This window comes from Rheinheimera sp. KL1 (assembly GCF_001275035.1).
GTDB classification, from domain to species: domain Bacteria; phylum Pseudomonadota; class Gammaproteobacteria; order Enterobacterales; family Alteromonadaceae; genus Pararheinheimera; species Pararheinheimera tangshanensis.
Genome location: NZ_LAMX01000021.1, coordinates 154,190 through 175,622 on the forward strand (window position 1 = coordinate 154,190; position 21,433 = coordinate 175,622).

Below are 21,433 nucleotides of genomic sequence, written 5' to 3' on the forward strand. Positions count from 1 at the left end.
GATCTAACGCGTTCATGCAGCTCAACTGCTTAGTAAAAGGAAAATTATCAGGTGAAACCACAGTATTGGGTAGCTCTTGTGAGTGTAGTTATGTTGCTTGCCGGATGTTCTTCAACTCCCCATAAGCGCTCTGAGGCGAGGGCCGTGTTTAAGGCCTGCGTGCATCCGGATCAAAGCAAACAATTCAGTTATCGCAAAGGTCGTCCTATGCAGATAGAGCAAAAAGTGATGATGCAGCGTATGGCAGAGGAGCGCTCTATGCAAAGACGAACCAGGCCTATCAATATAGACAGATATGACAAAGAACCGGGCGAAGGACCTTTGTACGACGAACTGGCTGAACTGATGGAAACAAAACAGTTTTGCAAAGAAGGCTATTTTGAACTCGACAGCAGTTTTGAGCATGGTTACGAGCGAATTATTGGCGAATGTAACGACAGCGCCACAGAGCAAGAGATGCAAAAACTGCCAGCTTGTGGGCCAGAGGACAGGCTTTAATACAAGAGTGAATGCACTGTGGCTCTCGGGTTCCTTTGCATTGACCTGAGCCACCAGATTTACTTTAACCAGAATGAAAAGTGAAATGCAAAAAAGAGGTGAACAGATTCACCCTGTCACATCAGTTGCCCCTAAGCATTTGCCGTTCGTCGCAAACGTGCTCCATTCTGATATCTTTGACCTTTACTTGAGTTAAATCAATATCAAAGACCTGATCAGTGATCATAATCAGGCTTTGGAGTGCTAGTAATCTGTTGATAAACCTCTGGTTCCATACGTCAGTGCCTATATCTGGTCCGGTCTATGTTTTTAACGCTAAAAGTGATAAAAATGATATTAAAGTTGTGCGCATCATGGTATAAATGATAAAAATGCTAAGTTAGGGGCTTTAATTTATGAACTTCAATAGTATTCGCGTGAAAAGCAGTATTCCAACCCTATTGATGGCGATCACTGTGCTTGTTGTGATCACGCTTTTTAGTTATCTCAATTCATTGCAGCGACGTGCGTTGAGCATCGAGGACGAAAATTTTTTGCCGGCCGTATCTACGGTACTTAATGCTGATCGGGATTTGTATCAGGCGAAGTTAGCCTTAGCAATCTTAAAAAGCGGTAATACCAAAGAGGGGGATGCTGCAAAAGCAGACTTCGATGAGAATGCACTTCAGGTCCAACAGCGTTTTAACGAATATTTGGGATTTTTGTCTGACTATCCAGAGATCGCAGTAAAATTTGCAGATTTTGAAAAGAATTATCAAAGCTGGCGGCAAAGCGCCGTGGTTCTTTTTAATGCGCAGACTGAGCTTGAATTCAATTCGTTGTTATCAGTGGAAGATGGCAAATTCGCAGAATTGAGGAAAATACTGAATCTGGCAGGCGAAGTCGCTTTGGAACTGTCAGAGCAGGAACAAGCCAAGTTAGATGCGCAAATACAATGGTTTACCAACATAACATACGGCTTTGCTTTCATATTGTTGCTGATTTCCAGCTGGTTTAGTTATAAAGGCCCACGCGATCTGACCCGACAAATTAATGCACTGACTCAGCGTCTTGGTGAAATAGCGAGCGGTGATGGTGACTTAACGGCGCGTCTTCAGATCAGCAGTAAAGACGAATTTGCCGATTTAGCTGTGCAGTTCAATAGTTTTATTGCCAATCAATGCGACATGATTGCGGCTATTTTGCAGCAGGCCCGTCAACTTAGTCAGTTAACTACCCAGTTGTCTGATTCAGCAGTAAAAACCAATGCCATTACCTCGTCGTTGAATATTGCCTCTGATTCTATTGTCAGTGCTGTGCACGAGATGACATTAGCCAATAAAGAAATGGCACAAGTAGCCACAGAAACAGCTCAGGAGTCAGATCAGGCACGTAAAAGTGCAGGCCTTGGTCTGGAGGTTGTAGCCAAAGTGACTCATAGCATGGATAAATTAACTGCTGATGTAGATGCTGCTTTGGGATTCTCCACCGATCTGGAAAAAAGCTCGGGCACTATCAGTTCTGTACTTGAAGTGATCCGTAGTATTGCCGAGCAGACCAATTTACTGGCATTAAATGCGGCAATAGAGGCTGCTCGTGCAGGCGAACAGGGCCGAGGTTTTGCGGTGGTGGCAGATGAAGTGAGAACTCTTGCGTCAAGAACCCAACAAAGTACCAATCATATTCAGGAGATTATTGTCCAGTTACAAAACCGGGTGTCTGAGTCGACTCATGCCATCACGAGCGGTAAGCAAAATGCCGATTTGACTGTGGAGAATTTTGGGCAGGCTGAGCAAGTGTTCCATCTGATTATGCAATCTTCAGTGCAAGTCAACGATATGGCTATTCGTACCGCAGCAGCAACAGAAGAGCAGGCTGTGGTATCGGAAGAGATCACTAAGAACTTATACGCATTACACGACCAGGCCAGCGCAGCTGGTGATGTAGCCAAAGAAAACAATAAATTATCGGCGGAGATCCGGCAGTTATCTGACGTACTTTTTAATCTGGTGGGTAAGTTTAAAATCAGCTGAGTGATCCGGCTAAAGATGCTTCAAAGCCTGCGGCAGAAAGGTTGCAGGCTTTTTTCTGCAATAAAGCAACTGACGTTTTTAAGAGTCAAAGATTGCGGTTCACAACCCAGCTGATCACCATAACGAGGGCTCAGCAAGTTGCTAACACTTTGAGTTTGATTGGCTGGGCAACGCAAAGCCGACACTGTTTAGCCAGTCTAAAGCGTCTTGCTGATGGGTGAACATCTTTTTTGGGCTCGTATCGCTTGCTTGGTTTATCAGTTTATCTAATTGATGTTCCCTGAGGTGGCTCGGCTGAAAGACATAAGCTGTATACTTCAACTGATGCGATACACACCAGCTCATCAGATCTTTCATTACTTTTTCAAAATCCGGTGTGCCTAGTTGCCACTGGTCCAAAAAGACCATCCGTGCCCATGGTTGGCCATTCATGGATAGCGCCAGATCTTTTAACTGAGTTGCGTAATCCGCTGCAGTATCCGCTCCATGCACCGTATACCTTTGCAACTATCAGCTGATTTTCCCGCCAGAGTGTAAAATGTCCGTGGTAATTCATTCTTTGCATTTCTTCCTTGGTAAGCGCTCTGTTCTGAATACTCACTATGGAACAGGTCGTCCGATCCAACAAGGGACAATTTTGCCGCAAAGTGGCGAGATCGGGCAAAACTGAGATAAGCTGGCTATTTACCGCTTGTTTTCGGGGATAGTATGCAATTATCTGATGTGGTTATTCTTGCTGGTGCCCGCACTGCTATTGGTAGTTTTGCTGGTGCGCTTTCGTCCTTAAGCCCTGTACAGCTGGGAACTGCTGCAGCTAAAGCGGCCATAGAGCGCAGTGGTGTGGCTGCTGCGCAAATCGATCATGCTGTCTTTGGTCATATTATTACCACAGGTCCTGAAGATGCTTATCTAGCCCGTCATATTGCGCTGAATTCTGCTATGCCTGTCAGCAGCGCGGCTTTTAATGTCAATCGTTTATGTGGTTCGGCGCTGCAAGCTGTGATTTCTGCTGCTCAGCTTATTCAGTTGGGGCAGAGCCAAATCGCTTTAGCAGGTGGCGCTGAGAGTATGAGCAATGGCGCTTATTTGTTGCCTGCGGTGCGTAAGGGCTTGCGCTTGGGTCATGCTGCGGTTACAGATTTAACTTTAGGTATTTTGTCCGACCCCTTTGGTACTGGTCATATGGGCCTGACGGCCGAAACTATTGCTACTCAGTATGGCTTTAGCCGGGCAGAGCTGGATAGTTTTGCTGCAGAAAGCCAGCGCCGAGCTGCGTATGCCCAGCAACAAGGTTATTTTGACCAGCAAATTACGCCGGTTTTAGTGCAATCGCGCCAGTCTGAACTTTGGATCGATAAGGATGAACACCTAAGGCCGCAGACTACGGTCGAGAGCTTAAGTACTCTTAAAGCTGCGTTTAAAAAAGACGGACTAGTGACCGCGGGCAATGCTTCAGGTTTAAATGACGGTGCCGCAGCTTTGGTGCTCACCAGTTTGCGTGAGGCGAATCGTCTTGGTGCAAGGCCGCAGGCCCGCATCGTTGGTTATAGTTTTGCCGGTGTTGAACCTGCCTTGATGGGATTAGGGCCGATACCTGCGGTACAGAAACTACTGACACAGACGGGTATAGCGTTGAGTGATATTGATGTGATTGAATCCAATGAAGCTTTTGCGTCGCAAGCGATGGCTGTCAGTCAGACTCTTGGTTTTGACCCTGCTACAGTAAATCCAAACGGTGGCGCTATAGCTTTAGGGCATCCGGTTGGCGCGACGGGTGCCATATTGGTGGTGAAAGCTTTGGCAGAATTACAAAGAACCGCAGGGCGTTATGGCCTTGTCACCATGTGTATTGGCGGGGGACAGGGCATAGCGCTGTTGATTGAGCGGCTTCATTAGTCGCCAGCAACAGAACTTGATCCTGGTCACAATCAAAGGTTGTAAAAAGGGTTAACCTGATCTGGTGTTTAATTAAAATTGGACTTTTATGCGTTGCCACTCAGCCGAACAAGCTCTTTCACTGATCCAAAATGGTGAAACCATTTGGTGCCACTCTATGGCCGCAACCCCTTATGCCATGCTCAATAGTCTGGCTAAAGTTGCGCTTGATAAGCAGAATTTAACTTTGCTTAGTTTACATACCGAGCATAGCGATGTACTAGCAGCTCCTGAGCTACAAGGGCATTTACGTCAGCGGGTATTTTTTGTTGGCCGCCCCAGCCGTCCCGCGGTGAATGCAGGATTGGCCGATTATGTGCCGGCTTTTTTGTCGGAAATACCCAAGTTGTTCCGAAGCGGAGAACAACAGCTTGATACCGCCATTATTCAGGTGTCACCACCGGATAAACATGGCTTGTGCAGCCTGGGGATTTCAGTGGAAGCGACCAGAGCTGCGTTACAATCGGCGAAAAAAATCATCGCGCAAATTAATCCCAATATGCCGCGCACTCACGGCGACTCTTTTGTGCATCTGTCTGACTTTGCTGCTTATGTTGAACTGGAAAGTCAAATTCCTTTGCATCTGCCCGCGGTACAGGATCCGATCACAGCGCAAATAGGCCGTCATGTTGCGACTTTAGTTCGGGACGGCGATTGCCTGCAGATGGGCATAGGCGCAATTCCGGATGCGACTTTGGCTTGCCTTGGCGACCGGCAGCATTTAGGGATTCACACCGAGATGTTTTCCGATGGTGTATTGCCGCTGCTGGAAAAAGGCGTGTTCACCAATCGCAATAAGAAAAAACATCCGGGCAAAATAGTGACGACCTTTGCGATGGGCAGCCAGGCCTTATACGACTTTGTTGATGACAATCCGGAAGTGGTATTTTTGGATGTAGCTTACACCAATGACACCGCTGTGATCCGGCAAAACCTGCAGGTGATGGCTATAAACAGTGCCTTGCAGGTCGATTTGTCAGGTCAGGTCTGTGCTGATTCGCTTGGAACTCGCATTTATTCCGGCGTAGGTGGTCAGATGGATTTTGTTCGTGGTGCGGCTCTATCAGAAGGCGGACGCTCCGTGATTGCATTACCGGCTACAGCGGCTGGAGGCACAGTGTCCCGTATCAGTTCCCTGTTAGCTCCAGGTGCAGGCGTAGTTACCACCCGTGCTCATGTGCATTATGTGGTGACTGAATATGGTGTGGCGAATTTGCGTGCACGTAGTTTAACCGAACGAGCCAAAGCTTTAATTGAGATAGCAGCGCCACAATTTCGTGAGCAGTTGGCAAAAGCCGCTTATGGCGATTGGGGTTTGCTGGTTTAACTTTTAATTTAACATCGAGCCTGAACAAAAACTGCAGCCTTTTAATGAGTCTTGGTTTGGGTCTGCTAGCGGCTCTGTGTTACCTTTTGCTTTGACACTCAGCTTTGATAACTCGAAGACTGACCATGAACAACTTTAGGGATTATCAGATGAACTATAACAAAATCATGCTGGCGTTAAGCCTTGGCGGTGCTTTGGCTTTAACGGCCTGTAAGCCTGCGCCAGAGCAGAAGACAGAACAACAGACTGCAGCAGTCACAGAGCAAGCTGCTCCTGCCGGATCAGCAACAGCCTTAGTTTCAGGCTTTGAAAAACGCCTGGATATTTACCGTACTGTAGATTTAACCGCAGATTTATCCGCTGTATCAGCCCAGCATAAACAAATGCTGGGTAAATTAATTGAAGCTGCAGAAATCATGGACCAGTTATTCTGGAAACAGGCTTTTTCAGAGGATAAACAAAGCTTTTTAGGCAAAATTACCGATGCCAAAACCAAAGCTTTTGCCGATGTAAACTATGGCCCATGGGACAGATTGCAAGGCGATGAGGTGTTTTTAACAGGCTATGCCGCTAAGCCTCTGGGCGCGCAATTTTATCCTGCGGATATGAGCAAAGAAGAGTTTGAAAAAGCCGACTTTGCCGACAAAAACGGCCTGTATTCGATAGTGCAGCGCGACAAAGACGGCAAATTAGTGGCCGTGCCTTATTCACAAGTCTACAAAACTGAATTGACAGCAGCAGCGGATTTATTAAAACAAGCCGCGGCTTTATCGGAAGATAAAGACTTCGCTAACTACTTGACGATGCGCGCTGAAGCCTTAATGACGGATAAGTACCAAGCCTCAGACTTTGCCTGGATGGCGATGAAAACCAACCCTATTGATTTGGTGATAGGTCCTATTGAAACCTATGAAGATCAATTATTTGGTTACCGCGCTGCTTTTGAAGCTTATGTATTGGTGAAAGATTTAGCCTGGAGTGAGCGTTTGGCTAAATATGCGGCCACTTTGCCAGCATTGCAAAAAGGCTTGCCTGTACCTGAGCAATACAAAACTGAAAGCCCGGGATCGGATGCCGACTTAAATGCTTATGACGTGATTTATTACGCTGGTCATTCCAACTCAGGTGGCAAAACTATCGCTATTAACCTGCCCAACGACGAGCAGGTACAACTGGAAAAAGGCACCCGCCGTTTGCAGTTAAAAAATGCGATGCAAGCCAAGTTTGAACATATTATGTCGCCTATTGCCGACTTACTGATCGCGCCATCACAGCGTCAGCATGTGACTTTTGATGCCTTTTTTAACAACGTCATGTTCCACGAAGTGGCGCATGGTTTAGGTATTAAAAATACCATCAACGGGAAAGGTACTGTGCGTCAGAGCTTAAAAGAGCTGTCGGGTGGGCTGGAAGAAGGCAAAGCCGATATTTTAGGCTTGTATATGATTTCCCAGCTGTCAGAGCAGGGGTTATTGCCTGACGCCAAAATGGAAGATTTTTATACCACCTTTATGGCCGGTATTTTCCGCTCAGTACGTTTTGGTGCTTCAAGCGCCCATGGCAAAGCCAATATGGTGTGTTTTAACTATTTTGCCGAGCAAGGCGCTTTTGTCCGTAATGACGATGGCACCTATCAGGTGGATTACGTCAAAATGAAACAGGCGATGACGTCGTTGTCACAACTCATCCTGACGTTACAAGGGGATGGTAACTACGAAGGTGTAGCGTCTTTGATGGCGGATAAAGGCGTGATTAAACAGCAATTAGCCGATGATTTAGCCCGACTGACTACGGCTAATATCCCGGTGGATATTATCTTTAATCAGGGTAAAGGCGTATTGGGTTTGTAGCATAACAGGGTCAGAGCTTAGGCTCTGACCCTCTATGTTTTGCGGTGAACAGCATCAAAAGTGCTGAATTATTTAAAATTTATGGGGCAATTTCCATAAACAATAATCCTCTAATTAGCCATCTATCCTACTGAGTTCCCCATTTATCCCGTTTTTCCTGTTCAAATTTGGCCTGAGCTTTGTGCTGCGTTACCCTAGATAAGCGTTCTATACCCAAAGTAATGTTTGTCCTGGACAGACACAACAGCTTAGTCAACTCCGCTGTTGCTGGTACTTAGGTATTTCTTCTCACTACTTACCAAAGGTTATTCAATGGTTAAGCCCACACTTCTGGCTCTGTCTATTGCAGCGGCCTGTCCTTCTATTGTGTATGCAACGGATAGTTTAAATACTGCAGAGCAGCAGGACTTAGCGACACAACTACAACAACTGAAACTTCAGGTTGAGGCTTTGGAAAGCCGTTTAGCCAAAAAGTCTGAACAAGAAGCTGAAGACAACGATCAGCAAAACATAGCAGCAGCCGAAGCTGAAAAACCGGACGCTGAAACAGCGGCAGATGGTATTGAGGTGGGTGGCGCAGTACGCACCAATTTCAGTTACACCTCCTATGATGAAGGCAATAAAAACCGCGGTGGTGATTTTGACTTCGACCTGCTGCGCTTGGATTTTCGTGGCACAGTCGGGGATGTCAGCTTAAATGCCGAAATCCGTTTTTTTGATTACATGACAGCCGTAAAAAAAGCTTATGTGGCTTATCAACTGGACGAGCTGTGGCAAGCCCAGTTGGGGATTACACAGGTGCCTTTTGGCAACTGGCCTTACAACTCCAATAACTACTTTTTTAGCAGCAATTATTACCTGGGTTTAGAAGACGACCACGATTTGGGCCTGCTGTTTAAACGCCAGCTTTCTGATCAGTGGCAATTGGATATCGGCTTTTTCAAAAATGATGAACTCGGTGGCATAGATGGTTATGTCTCAGATAAAACCGACCGCTATTCCTACGATATAGTGGGCGCTCGCGGAGCGGCCGAAGATATTTACGGCGAACCTATTCAGGCGCTTGCTGAAACCAATACCCTGGTCAGTCGTTTTGGTTATCACCTGACGCAAGGTCAGTTAACTACTGAACTTGGTTTTTCCGTCTTGTCCGGCAAGCTGCACGATGGTGTGCGTAATGCCGGTGATTCCCAAGCCTATGCCTTACATCTGAATAGCCGTTATCAGCGCTGGCAGCTACAACTGCAACATAGCCAATATCAGTATGATCTGGATGGTATAGAGCGCATTGCTGTAGGGGCTTATGGTTTTTATGACTCTATAGCAGCAGAAGCAAAATCAGCTACAGTCAATCTGGCTTACGATTTGCCAGTGCAATGGGGCCCTGTGACTGATGTGCAGTTTTATAACAACTACAGTTTGGTGTATGACAAATCCGATCAAAGCCGCACTACTTTGATGAATGTCACTGGTTTTTCTCTTGCAGCAGGTTCACTTTTTACCTACATCGATTATGTGCATGCCCGCAACCAGCCTTTTGTCGGCGGCAGTATGGCCGGCGACAGTGTGGAGGAGGAACAACGTTTTAATATCAATATTGGCTATTACTTTTAGCCGGTCTTTTTCCTGACATTTTAACCGCGAAGCCCGCAATAACTGTTCACTCAAAAGGGGAGCAGTGTAGGCGAACACTAAAACTACAGCAGGTACAGAATGAACGAACAAAAAGATCCAATGATCCCTGATGGCAAGGTGAATGCCATCGACACCGACTACCAGGTCGGGCAAGACAATATACTGGTAAAACTTGGCCCCTTTGGTCTGGATATTCATAACAGAGTATTTTTGATTTCAGGCCTGAGCATTGTGGCTTTTGTCATTATTACCTTGTTATTCCAAAACCAGACAGCCCCGGTATTTTCTGCCATGCGTGGCTGGCTGACCAGCAATCTGGACTGGTTTTTTATCAGTGCGGCTAATATTTTTGTGCTGCTTTGTCTGGCGCTAATTGTGTCGCCTTTGGGCAAAGTCCGGCTGGGAGGAACAAAAGCCAAACCTGATTACAGCTATCTCGGCTGGTTTTCGATGCTATTTGCCGCCGGTATGGGCATAGGGCTGATGTTTTATGGCGTGTCAGAACCTTTGTCGCATTTTAGCAGCGCGTTAAGCGGGCCTGTACTGGAAAATGGCAGCCGCACCGACTGGGCGCCACTTGCTGGTGCTACCGGCGACTCGGTCGAAGCGGCACGTTTGGGTATGGCAGCTACTATTTACCACTGGGCGCTACATCCATGGGCTATTTACGCCATTCTTGCCCTAGGCTTGGCACTATTTTCTTTTAATAAAGGTTTGCCACTGACCATCAGGTCGGTGTTTTATCCTTTGTTAGGGGAAAGAGTTTGGGGCTGGCCGGGCCATTGCATTGATATTCTTGCGGTATTTGCCACCTTATTTGGTTTGGCTACGTCTCTGGGTTTAGGTTCTGCTCAGGCTGCTGCCGGTTTGCACTTGTTGTTTGGTGTGCCAGAAGGCCAGACCACGCAGATAGTGCTGGTGGTGGTGATTACGCTGATTGCGTTAGTCTCCGTGGTAGCAGGGCTGGATGCGGGTGTAAAACGTTTATCTGAAATCAATATGGCACTGGCTGCTTTGTTATTGCTGGCGGTGATTGTGCTTGGGCCAACGCTAGTGATTCTAAGTGGCGTACTGGATAATCTGGGTGCTTATTTGCAGCATTTACCTGCGCTTGCCAACCCGGTCGGACGCGAAGATACCAACTTCTTGCAAGGCTGGACGGCCTTTTATTGGGCTTGGTGGATCAGCTGGTCGCCTTTTGTCGGCATGTTTATTGCCCGTGTATCCAGAGGCCGTACTGTGCGTGAGTTTTTAATTTCAGTGCTGCTGGTGCCTTCCTTTGCTTGTGTGCTGTGGATGACTGTGTTTGGTTCTACCGCTATCCATCAACTAGTACAGGATAGTTATCAGGCTGCTGCTTCGGCTGAATTGCCACTGCAATTGTTCCAGATGCTGCAGGCGTTGCCGCTGGCTAATATCACCTCCTTTATTGCCATAGTGCTGGTGGTGGTGTTTTTTGTCACCTCCTCTGATTCTGGTTCGCTGGTGATCGATACCATAGCGGCAGGAGGGAAAGTCGACGTGCCTGTGGCTCAGCGCGTGTTCTGGTGTACCTTCGAAGGACTGGTCGCTATCGCACTGGTGCTGGGAGGCGGTTTAGTGGCCTTACAAGCCATGGCGGTATCGACCGGCTTTCCTTTTGCTTTGGTGTTATTAGCCTCTTGTGTGTCTGTTGTGATAGGGCTGAGATCAGAACCTCGTGGTTAACAACTCAAGAAGGGGGAGGGCTTAGCCTCCCCATTGAAGTTTTAAGGCAAGCGGATGCAAATAGAACAAGTAGAGATCCTGAATTTTTTAAAACGCTTTAGCCCTTTTAAAGAGTTGTCGGATGATTTATTGCAGCACACTGCGATGCAGGTGGATATTGGCTATTTTAAAGCCGGTACGCCTATTTTGCGTTTTGGTGAGCCGCTGCAAGCTTTGCATCTGGTTCGTAGTGGTGCCGTTGAAACTTACAGACGCAATGGCGTGTTGTACAACAGACTCAGTGAAGGCGGTATTTTTGCAGAGCAAGGTTTGCTGCGTGATAAAAGCGTGATTTTCCCTGCGACAGCTATCGAAGATAGCCTGATCTATTTTATTCCCGCTGAGTGTTTTGACCTGCTGTATCAATCCGATGAAGTCTTTGCCGACTATGTCGAGATAGGCGACACCCAACGGAAAAAAGGCGGGGTCTTAGCCGACAAAAGCAGTAATGATTTAATGAGCTCTGAGGTGCGGCAGTTAATTAGCAGGCCTGCTGTGACTTTAGCCGCAGATGCCACAGTGCAGCAGGCTGCCCAGTTGATGCAGCAAGAATCTGTATCGTCTTTGTTGATTGTCTCCGATGACTCTGCGGATGCGGCTTTGGTCGGCATAGTCACAGACCGTGATCTACGCAACAGACTGATAGCTGTAGGATTGGATTATCAGCAACCTGTATCCGTCATCATGACGACAGAACTGGTGTGTATTGAATCAAACCAGTTTGTGTTTGAGGCCATGTTAGTGATGCTGCGCCACAATGTGCATCATTTACCTGTATTGGCTGGCGGCAAGGTACTTGGCATTATCACTATCGCCGATGTGATCCGCTATGAGTCACAAAACAGCCTCTATATTGTCAGTAGTATTTTCCGCCAGCAGACCGTGGCTGAGCTACAAAGCCTGAGCACTGAATTAGCCTCCTGTTTTGTCCGTATGGTCAATGAAGATGCCAACTCCAGAATGATTGGTGCTGCTATGGCGGTGACGGGCCGTAGTTTTAAACAACGTTTACTGGAGCTGGCAGAGCAACAATTGGGACCACCTCCTGTGCCTTATTGTTTTCTGGCGTTGGGCTCTATGGCACGGGATGAACAGCTGATAGTGACGGATCAGGACAACGCCTTAGTGCTGCACAATGACTATGACCCAGAGCTACATCAGGATTATTTTGCTGCGTTGGCGCAGTTTGTTTGTGATGGTTTAGCCGCTTGTGGTTACAGCTACTGCAGCGGCGATATTATGGCGACCAACAGTCAATGGCGACAGCCGCTGCGGGTCTGGCAGCAGTATTTCACCGACTGGATTGAACAACCTGATGCGCAGCGATTGCTCAACAGCGGTATATTTTTTGACTTAGAAGGGGTCTGGGGCCAGGTGCACTGGGGCGATCAACTAAATCAACAAATCAGACGCCAGGTCAAAGCCAATCCGGATTTTTTAGCCTGTATGGCCAGAAATGCCATCAGCCGGACGCCACCTTTAGGTTTCTTTAAGGATTTTGTGCTGGAAAATGATGGCCAGCAAAATAACTCACTGGACATTAAGCGCAGAGGCACAGCACCTTTGGCCGACCTGGTCCGAGTGCATGCATTATCTATTGGCTGCACTGCCACTAATACCTACGAGCGATTGTTGGCAGTCAAAGCGGCGGGCATATTACCTAAGGGCAGGGCGGATGACTTGCTAGATGCGCTGGAGCTGATAGCTATGGTACGAATTCGTCAACAAGCCAAAGCGATACAAGCGGGCAGAGTGGCGGATAACAAAGTTAAACCTGAAGAACTCTCTGCATTTGAGCGTAAGACCTTAAAAGAAGCCTTTCAGATTCTAAGCTACGCGCAAAAGTTTCTGAAGTTTCGCTACGCCGGCGGGCGACAGTAACAGAGGTGTCATGTTTTATCTGAAAAAGCAGGAACTAACCACAGATCCACTGCAACTGCTAAGCAAAAACTGGCAAAAAACCATGCAACAATTGGAGTTATCCGCCAAGGATGCCAGATTAAGGGCTTTTTATCAGGCTGGCGCTGTAGCTGCTGGTACTGCGTTGCAGGAGCTCTCTTTTGTTGCTCTGGATTTTGAAACCACAGGCCTGGACCCGGTGCGTGACGGCATTGTTAGTATAGGCTTGGTGCCGCTGACGTTAGAGAGAATTCAGAGCAGCAAGGCGCAAAGTTATCTGGTCAAACCCAGAATACAGCTCAAAGACAGTTCGGTGATAGTGCACGGTATTACCGATAGCGTCATAGCGCAGGCACCTGATCTAGAGCAGTATATTGAACCTTTATTGCAGGCGTTAGCCGGAAAAGTGGTGCTGGTGCATCATCTGCCTATAGAGCGCGCTTTTTTGTATCATGGATTAATGAGCCGGATAAAAGAAGGTGTCGTATTTCCAATGATTGATACATTGGCGTTAGAACGGGGTTTTACACAGTCTGGATTAAAAGGCAGGTGGCGAAGTATGACAGCACAAGCTAAGCCATCATTAAGACTCGCAGACTGCCGGCGGCGTTATCAGCTACCTGCTTATCAACCTCATCATGCGGTGACAGACGCCATGGGCTGTGCTGAATTATTTCAGGCTCAGGTGGCACGGCATCTTTCGGCATCAACTCCAGTGGGCAAACTCTGGAGTTGATGCCGTTCTAACCTGTTGGTGCTACTGAGGTTGATAAGGCAAAGAAGAGTGGTGCAGTACTATGCGTAATTTACCATCTGCATCTTTTTTAAAGCCCCAGCTTTTATCTACCGTAGTGACTTTGCCATTTTTATCCGTCAGCATCACATGACCCGTGGTTAACGCCATATCACCATTGATATAAACCGCGGCGTTTTTATAGTCATAGGCTGTCCAGCCTTTGAGTGCAAAACCTGTGTCTGCAGGAAAGTTTTTGTCATCGCCAACAAAATAGGCTAGTGCTCCCTGATAAGTGGTACGGAAAGTTTGTCTACCTGTGGCCAGGGTTGGCTTAAATAACACAGGAGTGATGTTGTAACCATAAGCCGTGTCCAGCACAGTTTTTGCGGTAATTTTTGCTTTTTCAAGTCCGGATTTTTCGTAATCAGAGCTGATCTGGATCAGTGCTTGCCCCCAGGCGTCCTGAGCCGCCTTTAATTCGGCTTCCGTGATGGCTGTGTTGGCATAAGCCAGTGGAGCGTACCAGGCTACAAAAGTCAGTCCAAGTATGCTGGTTATTTTAAGGTTCATATTTTTTTCCTTGCTGTATTCAATCATTGGTCTGGGTTCAGTATCTGCCAGTCAACAGAGTAATTTGCTGCATCTACCATGAAGTTTGCCTGCACTGAAGATTAAAAACAGATGAACAAAGCAGTCTTTAGCTCTAACTTGCATTACTCTGTTTGCATCAATGAGCATGGAACCGGAGGGGTTGTGTTTCGAAGTAAACTGTATCTTGCGTTTTTTTTGTTGCTGGCAATCACCTTGGTGCAGGCAGGCCTTGCGATATGGGCTTCCGGTGTGGCCAGTTATCATGTAGAGCGCAGTCGGGTAGCCAATCAGATGTTGGCTGAATTTATTACACTTGGAGCTGACAAGCAGCGGCTTAAAGTCTGGCTGGCCCAGTCGTTGCTAACGAAAGACAGCACTGTAGAGCAACGGGATCAATACCTTGGGCAAATGCAGCAAAGTCTGGCTGATTTAAATACCTTGTTGCAGCATGATCAGCGGTTGTCGGAACATCCGGATGACTTTGCTGCTATAAGCCAGCAGCTAAAGTCCCTGTCTATTCTTGAGACGAACGTCGCAGCTTTGGAACAAAGTTTAAAGAATAAACAAGTCCGACCCGAGCGCGAAGCGCAAATATGGCGGTTGTTGATCCAAACTTTCGATAATCTGGAAGGGCTGGACTTGAAGCATCTGATTGCTGACTCTATTGAATTACAACGCCAGCGCTCAGAGCAAGCCGAAGAAAAAGCGGCAACAGCATTGCAACAGGTCAAAGTTCTGGTCGTGGTTGTGTCTTTGTTTGGCGTGGCTTGTGCTGTCAGTCTTGCACTTGTGTTATCCAGAGCTTTGTATCAGCCAGTGCAGCAGTTACTGACAGGCACTTCAGCTCTGGCTGATGGCCAACTAAATTACCGTTTGCCAGAGCAGGGACCGGCTGAGTTCAGCATGCTTGCCCGAAGCTTTAATCTGATGGCTACAGGTTTGGAGCGGGCCAGACAACAAGAAGAAGATCATACCCGCAGAGTGGAGCTTGAGGTCGCAGAGCGCACGGCTCAATTGCGACACGCACTTGAACAGTTACAGCATGCAGAACAGCAACAGCAACGTTTTTTGGCTGATGTTAGTCATGAGTTGCGTACTCCTGCGACAGCGATTCGGGGGGAAGCCGAAATTAGTCTGCGTGGCGCTGATAAAACCGCTGATTTTTACAAGGACAGCTTGCTGCGCATCGCTCAAACCAGTGTGCAGTTGTCCAGTCGTATTGATGATCTACTGATGCTGGTGCGAGGTGCACAACAACTACAGTTGCGGCCCCGGACTCTGACCCTTGGCGAGTTATGGCAACAGATCACTGTATTAGCCCGGCAGTTGTCTGCTAGTCAGTCAGTGCAGATCCAGTGTGCAGAATTGCCTGCTAACGCAGCCACAGCGTTGTTGTGGCTTGATCTGGATAAGTTGCTGCAGGCATTACAAATTATCCTCGACAATGCAGTGCGGTACAGCAGTACAGGGCAGCAGGTTGAATTAAGTGTTGTAGTGGCAGAGCAATGTGTTATTCGGGTGCAGGACCATGGTATAGGTATTTTGCCTGGTGATTTACCTCATGTATTTGACCGCTATTTCAGAGCAGATAATGCCCGCCAGCTCAGACCTGACGGACTGGGGATAGGTTTATCATTGTGTCAGACCTTAGTACAAAGCCAGCATGCAGAGCTGACAGTGAGCAGTGATGATCAACAAGGTACTTGTGTCAGAATTATTTTACCTTTAGTTGAAGAGGACAACGCATGCATATCCTGATCGTGGAAGATGAAAAAAAAGTGGCAGACTTTCTGATCAGGGGACTGAAAGCCGAAGGTTATTTTGTCGATTGGGTTGGCGATGGCAGTGAGGCTTTACCTGCATTACTGGCGCAACAACCACAGTTGGTTGTTCTGGATCGGATGCTGCCCAAAATGGATGGTTTACAAATCTGTCGGTTAATACGTTCCCAACAGTTATCGGTAAAGGTACTGATGTTATCGGCTTTGGCTGAAGTCTCTGACAGGGTGGATGGTTTAAAAGCTGGGGCTGATGACTACCTGGTGAAACCTTTTGCTTTTGAAGAATTATTAGCAAGGATTGAGGCGTTATCTAAACGTAATCCTTTTGCTGCGGTTCGGCGCCAACTGACAGTAGGTGATTTGGAATTAGATTTGGATTCTATGCAGGCCAGACGACAAGGCCAACTACTGCAGCTGACCGCCAAAGAGCTGGCTGTGCTCGAGCTACTGATGTCCAGTCCACAAAAAGTATTTAGTCGCGAGCGGGTGCTTTCAACGGTATGGGGTATTAATGAAGACCCGTTGACTAACGTGGTGGATGTTTATGTCAGGCGTTTACGAAAAAAAGTCGATGAGCCTTTTGGCCAAAGTTATATCAGAACGTTAAGAGGCATAGGGTACTATTTATCAGACGAAAGCTGACGTCATCTGACTATCAGCTCAACCGCTTTCTATGCTAAAACGGCTGAGCTGAAGTTGTGTTTAGGATCAGGCAGGTTCTGTTTCTGTCGAAACTTGTTGTTCAATTTCACCCGCTACCGGAATTTTTTCACATAAAATCCAGTCTTTTTCATCGACCCAGTTTTGCGCGCCACCAGCTACAGTACGGATAGGCACTATATAGCGGCACGAAGTCTGAGGTTTTACCGAAGCGAAAATTGGCACAAAACCAAAGTTCAGTGCGGTTTCAATCAGGGCCTGCTGGTTATGTGGGTCAATATCGGCTGCTTCGTCGATATAAATTGGAATACGGTATTTACCGCGTTCGCGTTCAGCCAGCAACTGGCGGATAAATAACATACCGCACAATAACTTGATGGTAATACGGGTACCGTTGGAGCCCGCCGAGTCAATTTTGTCGAAAAACTCCACTTCACCGGCGCGGTTTATTACTTTAAAACGGATATCAAACAAGTCCGATAAAGTTAAACCCCCTTTTTCGCTGGCCGCCTGAATTAAATAGTCTTTCGCAGCCTGCACTTCACGTTCGTTGCTACTGGCGTTTGGCGCTAATAAATCCAGTGTATCGCCTTGCTGGTAGGCTTCTGAGGTGGTCAGGATAGTGTCGATATGGCCAACCAATAAAGCGCGGTCAACAATTTCAATTTTAAAATCCTGTAAGTTGGAAATCTGATGACGCCAGATGCCGCGGTTAAAGCTATTCAGCTCCCGGTGCAGACGGTTTAAGTCATCGCGTAAGCCTTTGAGTGTGGAGGCGACTTCAGTCAGCGCAACCCGGGCACGACGTTCAATGGCTTCGCGCTCCTTGTCCAGGTGATGGAAAGCGCTGATAAGTTTCTGGAACTTCAGCTCTTCGTCCGTCTCGACTTCAAACTTGGTAATACCGGCGTTAAATATAAACAAGTAGGTATTTTTGATATTCACATCAATCAGTTTCAGCTCATTACACTGCTTATTAAAGTCGCGTAATACGTCGGCTAAGTTGTCAAAATCCAGAGTCACTTCAATAGGATAAGGCGTTACTTTGCCAGAGTAGAAATCGAGCTGGAAGTCGATACGCTCTTTTTTCTCCTGCTCAATTCGCTCCGCCTGACGCTTAATTTGTTCCTGCTTATTAGAAACTAAGTTGCGACGGTCGGACAGGGTAGAGGCCTTGTGCTGTACTTCAGCCAACTGTTCCTGCAGCTTGTCTTCTTCAATTTCAAGCTCTGATTGCAGCGCCTGTTGCTCGTCACTGATGTCCAGCATTTGCTGGTAGCGGCCAAACTTTTTGATGTCTTCTTCAGCTTGTAATAGATCCTGATACAAACGGTCTTTTTCGCGGGTTTTACCGGCCAAATCGCCAGCAACAGCTAGCTGCTGCTCCAGCGTATGTAAAGTTTGCTGCAGTGCATCAATTTGCTCTTTTAGCTGGATTTTGTTCTCTAAACTGTTTTGCTCAACAGGTTGCAGGTGATGCAGGTCTATCACTACACCAGGTAAATGCAGTTTGCCTTGTTTAAAGCAATCGGCGATTTTTTCCAGCTGCTCTGAAAACAACGCATCGTCCAGAATTTCAATATCACCGCCACCTGTGGTGGATAGCGACAACAAATCCGGGTTTAAAATGCGGGTGATTTGCTGAACTTCCGGCAAGCTTAAATCTTCGCGTAAGCGGGAGTACAGGTTAAATTCGAGGTTCTTCAGCTGTAGCTTTAAGCTTTGCAGCTGTTTGGCACTTTGGCTTTTCTGATGCGCCAAAGTGGTGGCATTGACCTGGCTGGCGCCTTGTAAGCTATGACTTAACTGCTCGTAGGCAGCGCGGATATTGCTTAAATTGGTCTGCAAAGTGGCTTCATTACTTAAGCTGAATTTTTGATGCAACGCATCAAATTCGCCAAACCACTGTTGCAGTTGCTGCTGACGACCTGACAGTTCTTTAATTTGGCCAACATACAAACGTTGACGTTCTTCCAGTTGGCTTTTCTCAGCCAAAAGACCAGTCAACTGCTCGTTCAGAAGCTCTTGCTGATCGTCAAAGTAGCTATGAAATTCAGTTAAAGCCACATCCAGCTTAGGGGCATAAGTCGCTAAACGACCTTTTAATACTGAGCGGTTGTCGAGCAGGCTTTCAAGGGCTGTGACGGCTTCCTGCTGGTTTTCCAAGGCTTTAAGTTCACGTCTGTCTTTATTGACCTTTTCAAAGGCGTTGTGCCAGACCTGATAAAAATCGACCTTAGGGTCGCCTAAATGCCGGGCAAAGACAGGCAATAACAGCCGTTTGACATCCTGCGCTGTTAAGCGGTGCAGGTTTAGAATGCGACGGAAAATGTCTTTGTAGACGGGCGCATCCGACACGTTAGCCAGTGGGATCATCCGAAGGTTAATGCGACTGTCAAAAGGCGTAGCGCCACCCGTCAGCATAGCATTGAGTTCAGACTGTTTTAATTCAATAGGATCAAAACCTAAGCTGCGTAAATGATGGTCCAGCTTGTTGTAACGCACATAACTTTTGCCATCTAAATAATGGTTTAAGTCCAGTTTGCCTTTGTAGCAAAAATACTGAAACGCATAACCTGCAATTTTACCGCGGCCTGCTACACCAATGACGACAGGGCCGTCTGGCAAATTGGCTTCGAGCAGTATGTAGCTTTGGTCAGTGCCGAAATAAAACTTACGGGTTTCGTCTAAGTCGTGGCCGTCCCATTCTGTTAAACGCAAATCGTTAATCAGTGGGAACTGCAGGGCGTTAATCACCGAACTTTTACCCGTATTATTCGGGGCGCAAATAGAGGATGAATCATCCAGCGGGATCACACATTTGGCGTAGCCCGCTGTATTCAGTAGCGCCAGTTTGGTTAAGCCATATAGTTCTTGTTTTTGTTGCTCAGACATCTGCGTTCTCCTCTGTGACTGCGCTGTGATCCACATCCATTAACGCATCTAAATAACGATACACAGGGGATAATAATTTGATCTGATCGCCGCTTGGCCGTGCCAGGCCATAACGTAATAAGCGGTTGGCAATTTCACGTTTCATGTCGGTGACTGAGAATATTTCCAATTGTTCGAATAAGTGGTATTGCTGCTGCAGCAACTGGCCCCAGATTTCTGTGGTGATTTCATGTTCAAACAAGGCGCGCAACGGGTCCTGACCTTTGTCGGCATAAAACTCGACCAAAGCAAATAAGGTCAACGCAAACAGACGGGAAATTTTACCCATGCTGGCGGTGGCGTCGTCGACTTCAAAATAAAAGAAACCACGACTGTCGCGTTTTAATGTATTGCCTAAAGCGCCAAACAAGGCGGTATAGGAGTCTTCCTGCAGATCCAGTTCCTGCCATAAGGCAAAATCCTGTTCGCTGATATGGTAACCGTTCGACAGCTTTTTGCTGATTTCAGCCAGTTGGGTCAGTTCATCTAAATTTAATTGCATTTATAAAGTCCCGGCTTCGCTGCTTTGAAAAGGATGTAAGGTCAGCTTGTAGCCATTGAGTGTCAATTCTGTGTGGTGTTCGCTGTGTTCTAACGTCAGCTCATCTGAGCGTGAAAGCTCCTGATACAGGAAAAGCAGTTCATCCACTGGTAGTTCAGGGTAGCTCTCAGCCAGCCAGCGACTTAAATCCGGTAGTTTTTTCAGTGTTTTAGCTTTGTGCACTACGTCTTTAAGTTCAGGTACCTGCATCAGCATGCTGTGATTGCTGAGAATTTCTTCCGGTAGCTGATAAGCATCATGTTCGTACTGACACAGCTCCGCCATATAGCTGGTGATTTGATTAGCAGAGCCTAAAGAGAAACGCTGGCTGTCAGAGCTGATGGCTGGTACTAAAGGTTCTAACGTCAGATCTATGCCTTTTTTACGCATCTGTCCTAATAAGAAACTGGCGTTACGGGACAGCAATGTATTGCGGCGCAGCTCATCCCTAAGCGGCATCAGCAAGTCAGCACAGCGGCTTAAACTTTCACGGCCGACCTGGTTCATTTCAATCAATCGGGTGCGCAGCTGAATGAGTGTTTCTTTTTCAGTGTTCAGTGTGCCTGTGACTTCGATAATTTGCAGCAACTCGCTGAGCATAACCTCAACAGCTGAGACGGTAAGCTGGAAAGGGCCATTGATATCGACCAATGCCAAAACAGGATCGATGTAGTCATCAAAAGCATCCATCACAGCAGCATAACGCCGCGCTAAACTCAACTTGCCTTCATCTGCTTTGGCGCGTTCTACTAAAGACAAAATGGCGCTTTCATTCTGGCCAAAATGTTTTAGTACTTCACGGATACGTTCGTCCATGACACGGGAAAAACGACGCAGCTCACTGCTATCACGGCTTTGGGCAGCCTCCTGCATACGTTTGGATAAACGTTTCAGCTCCAGAATACGGCTTTCAATATCGGTCGCAAGGCCTAATTGCTGCTCCTGCATCAGTTGCTGAGCAAACTCCAGCACGGAGCGATTTAGCTCCAACTGACTGGATTTAGCCAGCGGGATCAGAATTTCCAGTTGCAAAAAACGTTGTGCTTCACGGAACACCTGTTCACTACTCATGCCATTGTTGTGGCGCAGGATCAGATGCTGTACATCCTGAAAACTGAAGTTACCGCTGATACTTCGTTCAACCAACTGCTCAATGACAGTCCAGTGCTCATCTAAGCAGCGGATAATTTTACGTGGCGCTATCATTTGTCCTTTCTTTTCATGCTGATCATAAATATTTCACAAATGTGACTTTGGTAGGGTAGTGGCATCTGGCGCGGACTGGTAG

16 protein-coding genes are annotated in these 21,433 nt (G+C 47.1%); 11 read left to right on the forward strand and 5 right to left on the reverse strand.

From position 1 onward, the window contains the following. The first annotated feature begins 144 nt into the window (after positions 1 to 144). Positions 145 to 498 carry a hypothetical protein gene (locus tag WH43_RS12305; protein WP_053424893.1) on the forward strand — a complete coding sequence of 118 codons (354 nt, stop codon included), beginning with the start codon at positions 145 to 147 and terminating at the stop codon, positions 496 to 498. A 395-nt stretch (positions 499 to 893) separates the two neighbouring features. Then, positions 894 to 2,510: a methyl-accepting chemotaxis protein gene (locus tag WH43_RS12310; protein WP_053424894.1), complete on the forward strand. Its 1,617-nt coding sequence runs from the start codon at positions 894 to 896 to the stop codon at positions 2,508 to 2,510. Between the two features lie 141 nt (positions 2,511 to 2,651). Here the strand turns inward: WH43_RS12310 and WH43_RS12315 are convergent, their stop codons facing one another. Next, positions 2,652 to 2,942, reverse strand: a complete 291-nt coding sequence (locus tag WH43_RS12315; protein ID WP_152342842.1) for a hypothetical protein — start codon at positions 2,940 to 2,942, stop codon at positions 2,652 to 2,654. Positions 2,943 to 3,218: 276 nt separating this feature from the next. Here WH43_RS12315 and bktB point away from each other — a divergent pair, with 276 nt between their 5' ends. The 7 genes from bktB (at position 3,219) to WH43_RS12350 (ending at position 13,638) form a co-directional block, all read left to right on the forward strand. After that, positions 3,219 to 4,406: a beta-ketothiolase BktB gene (gene bktB / locus WH43_RS12320; protein ID WP_053424896.1), complete on the forward strand. Its 1,188-nt coding sequence runs from the start codon at positions 3,219 to 3,221 to the stop codon at positions 4,404 to 4,406. Positions 4,407 to 4,494: 88 nt separating this feature from the next. After that, on the forward strand, positions 4,495 to 5,772 hold the full coding sequence (locus WH43_RS12325; RefSeq protein WP_053424897.1) for an acetyl-CoA hydrolase/transferase family protein: 1,278 nt from the start codon (positions 4,495 to 4,497) through the stop codon (positions 5,770 to 5,772). Between the two features lie 149 nt (positions 5,773 to 5,921). After that, positions 5,922 to 7,622, forward strand: a complete 1,701-nt coding sequence (locus tag WH43_RS12330; RefSeq protein WP_053424898.1) for a DUF8614 domain-containing protein — start codon at positions 5,922 to 5,924, stop codon at positions 7,620 to 7,622. A gap of 312 nt (positions 7,623 to 7,934) precedes the next feature. Beyond that, positions 7,935 to 9,236, forward strand: coding sequence for a putative porin (locus WH43_RS12335; RefSeq protein WP_053424899.1), 1,302 nt, complete (start codon positions 7,935 to 7,937; stop codon positions 9,234 to 9,236). Between the two features lie 99 nt (positions 9,237 to 9,335). After that, on the forward strand, positions 9,336 to 10,964 hold the full coding sequence (locus tag WH43_RS12340; protein ID WP_053424900.1) for a BCCT family transporter: 1,629 nt from the start codon (positions 9,336 to 9,338) through the stop codon (positions 10,962 to 10,964). 54 nt (positions 10,965 to 11,018) lie between these two features. After that, entirely contained in the window at positions 11,019 to 12,884 is a 1,866-nt protein-coding gene (locus WH43_RS12345) for a DUF294 nucleotidyltransferase-like domain-containing protein (protein WP_053424901.1), read from the forward strand. Between the two features lie 10 nt (positions 12,885 to 12,894). Beyond that, entirely contained in the window at positions 12,895 to 13,638 is a 744-nt protein-coding gene (locus WH43_RS12350; protein WP_053424902.1) for a 3'-5' exonuclease, read from the forward strand. Positions 13,639 to 13,659: 21 nt separating this feature from the next. Here WH43_RS12350 and WH43_RS12355 read toward each other — a convergent pair whose 3' ends face one another. Continuing rightward, a complete protein-coding gene (locus WH43_RS12355; RefSeq protein ID WP_152342843.1) occupies positions 13,660 to 14,208 on the reverse strand; it encodes a metal-independent carbonic anhydrase family protein in 549 nt (182 codons plus the stop codon). A gap of 183 nt (positions 14,209 to 14,391) precedes the next feature. Between WH43_RS12355 and WH43_RS12360 the strand changes: the two genes are divergently transcribed. Next, on the forward strand, positions 14,392 to 15,987 hold the full coding sequence (locus tag WH43_RS12360) for a sensor histidine kinase (RefSeq protein WP_053424903.1): 1,596 nt from the start codon (positions 14,392 to 14,394) through the stop codon (positions 15,985 to 15,987). Next, positions 15,975 to 16,652: a response regulator transcription factor gene (locus WH43_RS12365; RefSeq protein WP_053424904.1), complete on the forward strand. Its 678-nt coding sequence runs from the start codon at positions 15,975 to 15,977 to the stop codon at positions 16,650 to 16,652. Before WH43_RS12360 ends, WH43_RS12365 begins: the two co-directional genes overlap by 13 nt. Before the next feature lie 66 nt (positions 16,653 to 16,718). Here the strand turns inward: WH43_RS12365 and WH43_RS12370 are convergent, their stop codons facing one another. From WH43_RS12370 to WH43_RS12380, 3 genes are read right to left on the reverse strand one after another with little or no spacing between them, the layout of a single operon-like run. Further along, positions 16,719 to 19,565 (reverse strand): Mks condensin complex protein MksF, encoded by a 2,847-nt coding sequence (locus WH43_RS12370; RefSeq protein WP_053424905.1) that lies wholly within the window; start codon positions 19,563 to 19,565, stop codon positions 16,719 to 16,721. Then, on the reverse strand, positions 19,558 to 20,106 hold the full coding sequence (locus tag WH43_RS12375; RefSeq protein ID WP_053424906.1) for a condensin complex protein MksE: 549 nt from the start codon (positions 20,104 to 20,106) through the stop codon (positions 19,558 to 19,560). The genes WH43_RS12370 and WH43_RS12375 overlap by 8 nt, the downstream gene beginning before the upstream one ends. Then, positions 20,107 to 21,351, reverse strand: a complete 1,245-nt coding sequence (locus tag WH43_RS12380) for an MksB family condensin complex protein (protein WP_053424907.1) — start codon at positions 21,349 to 21,351, stop codon at positions 20,107 to 20,109. Positions 21,352 to 21,433 lie beyond the last annotated feature (82 nt).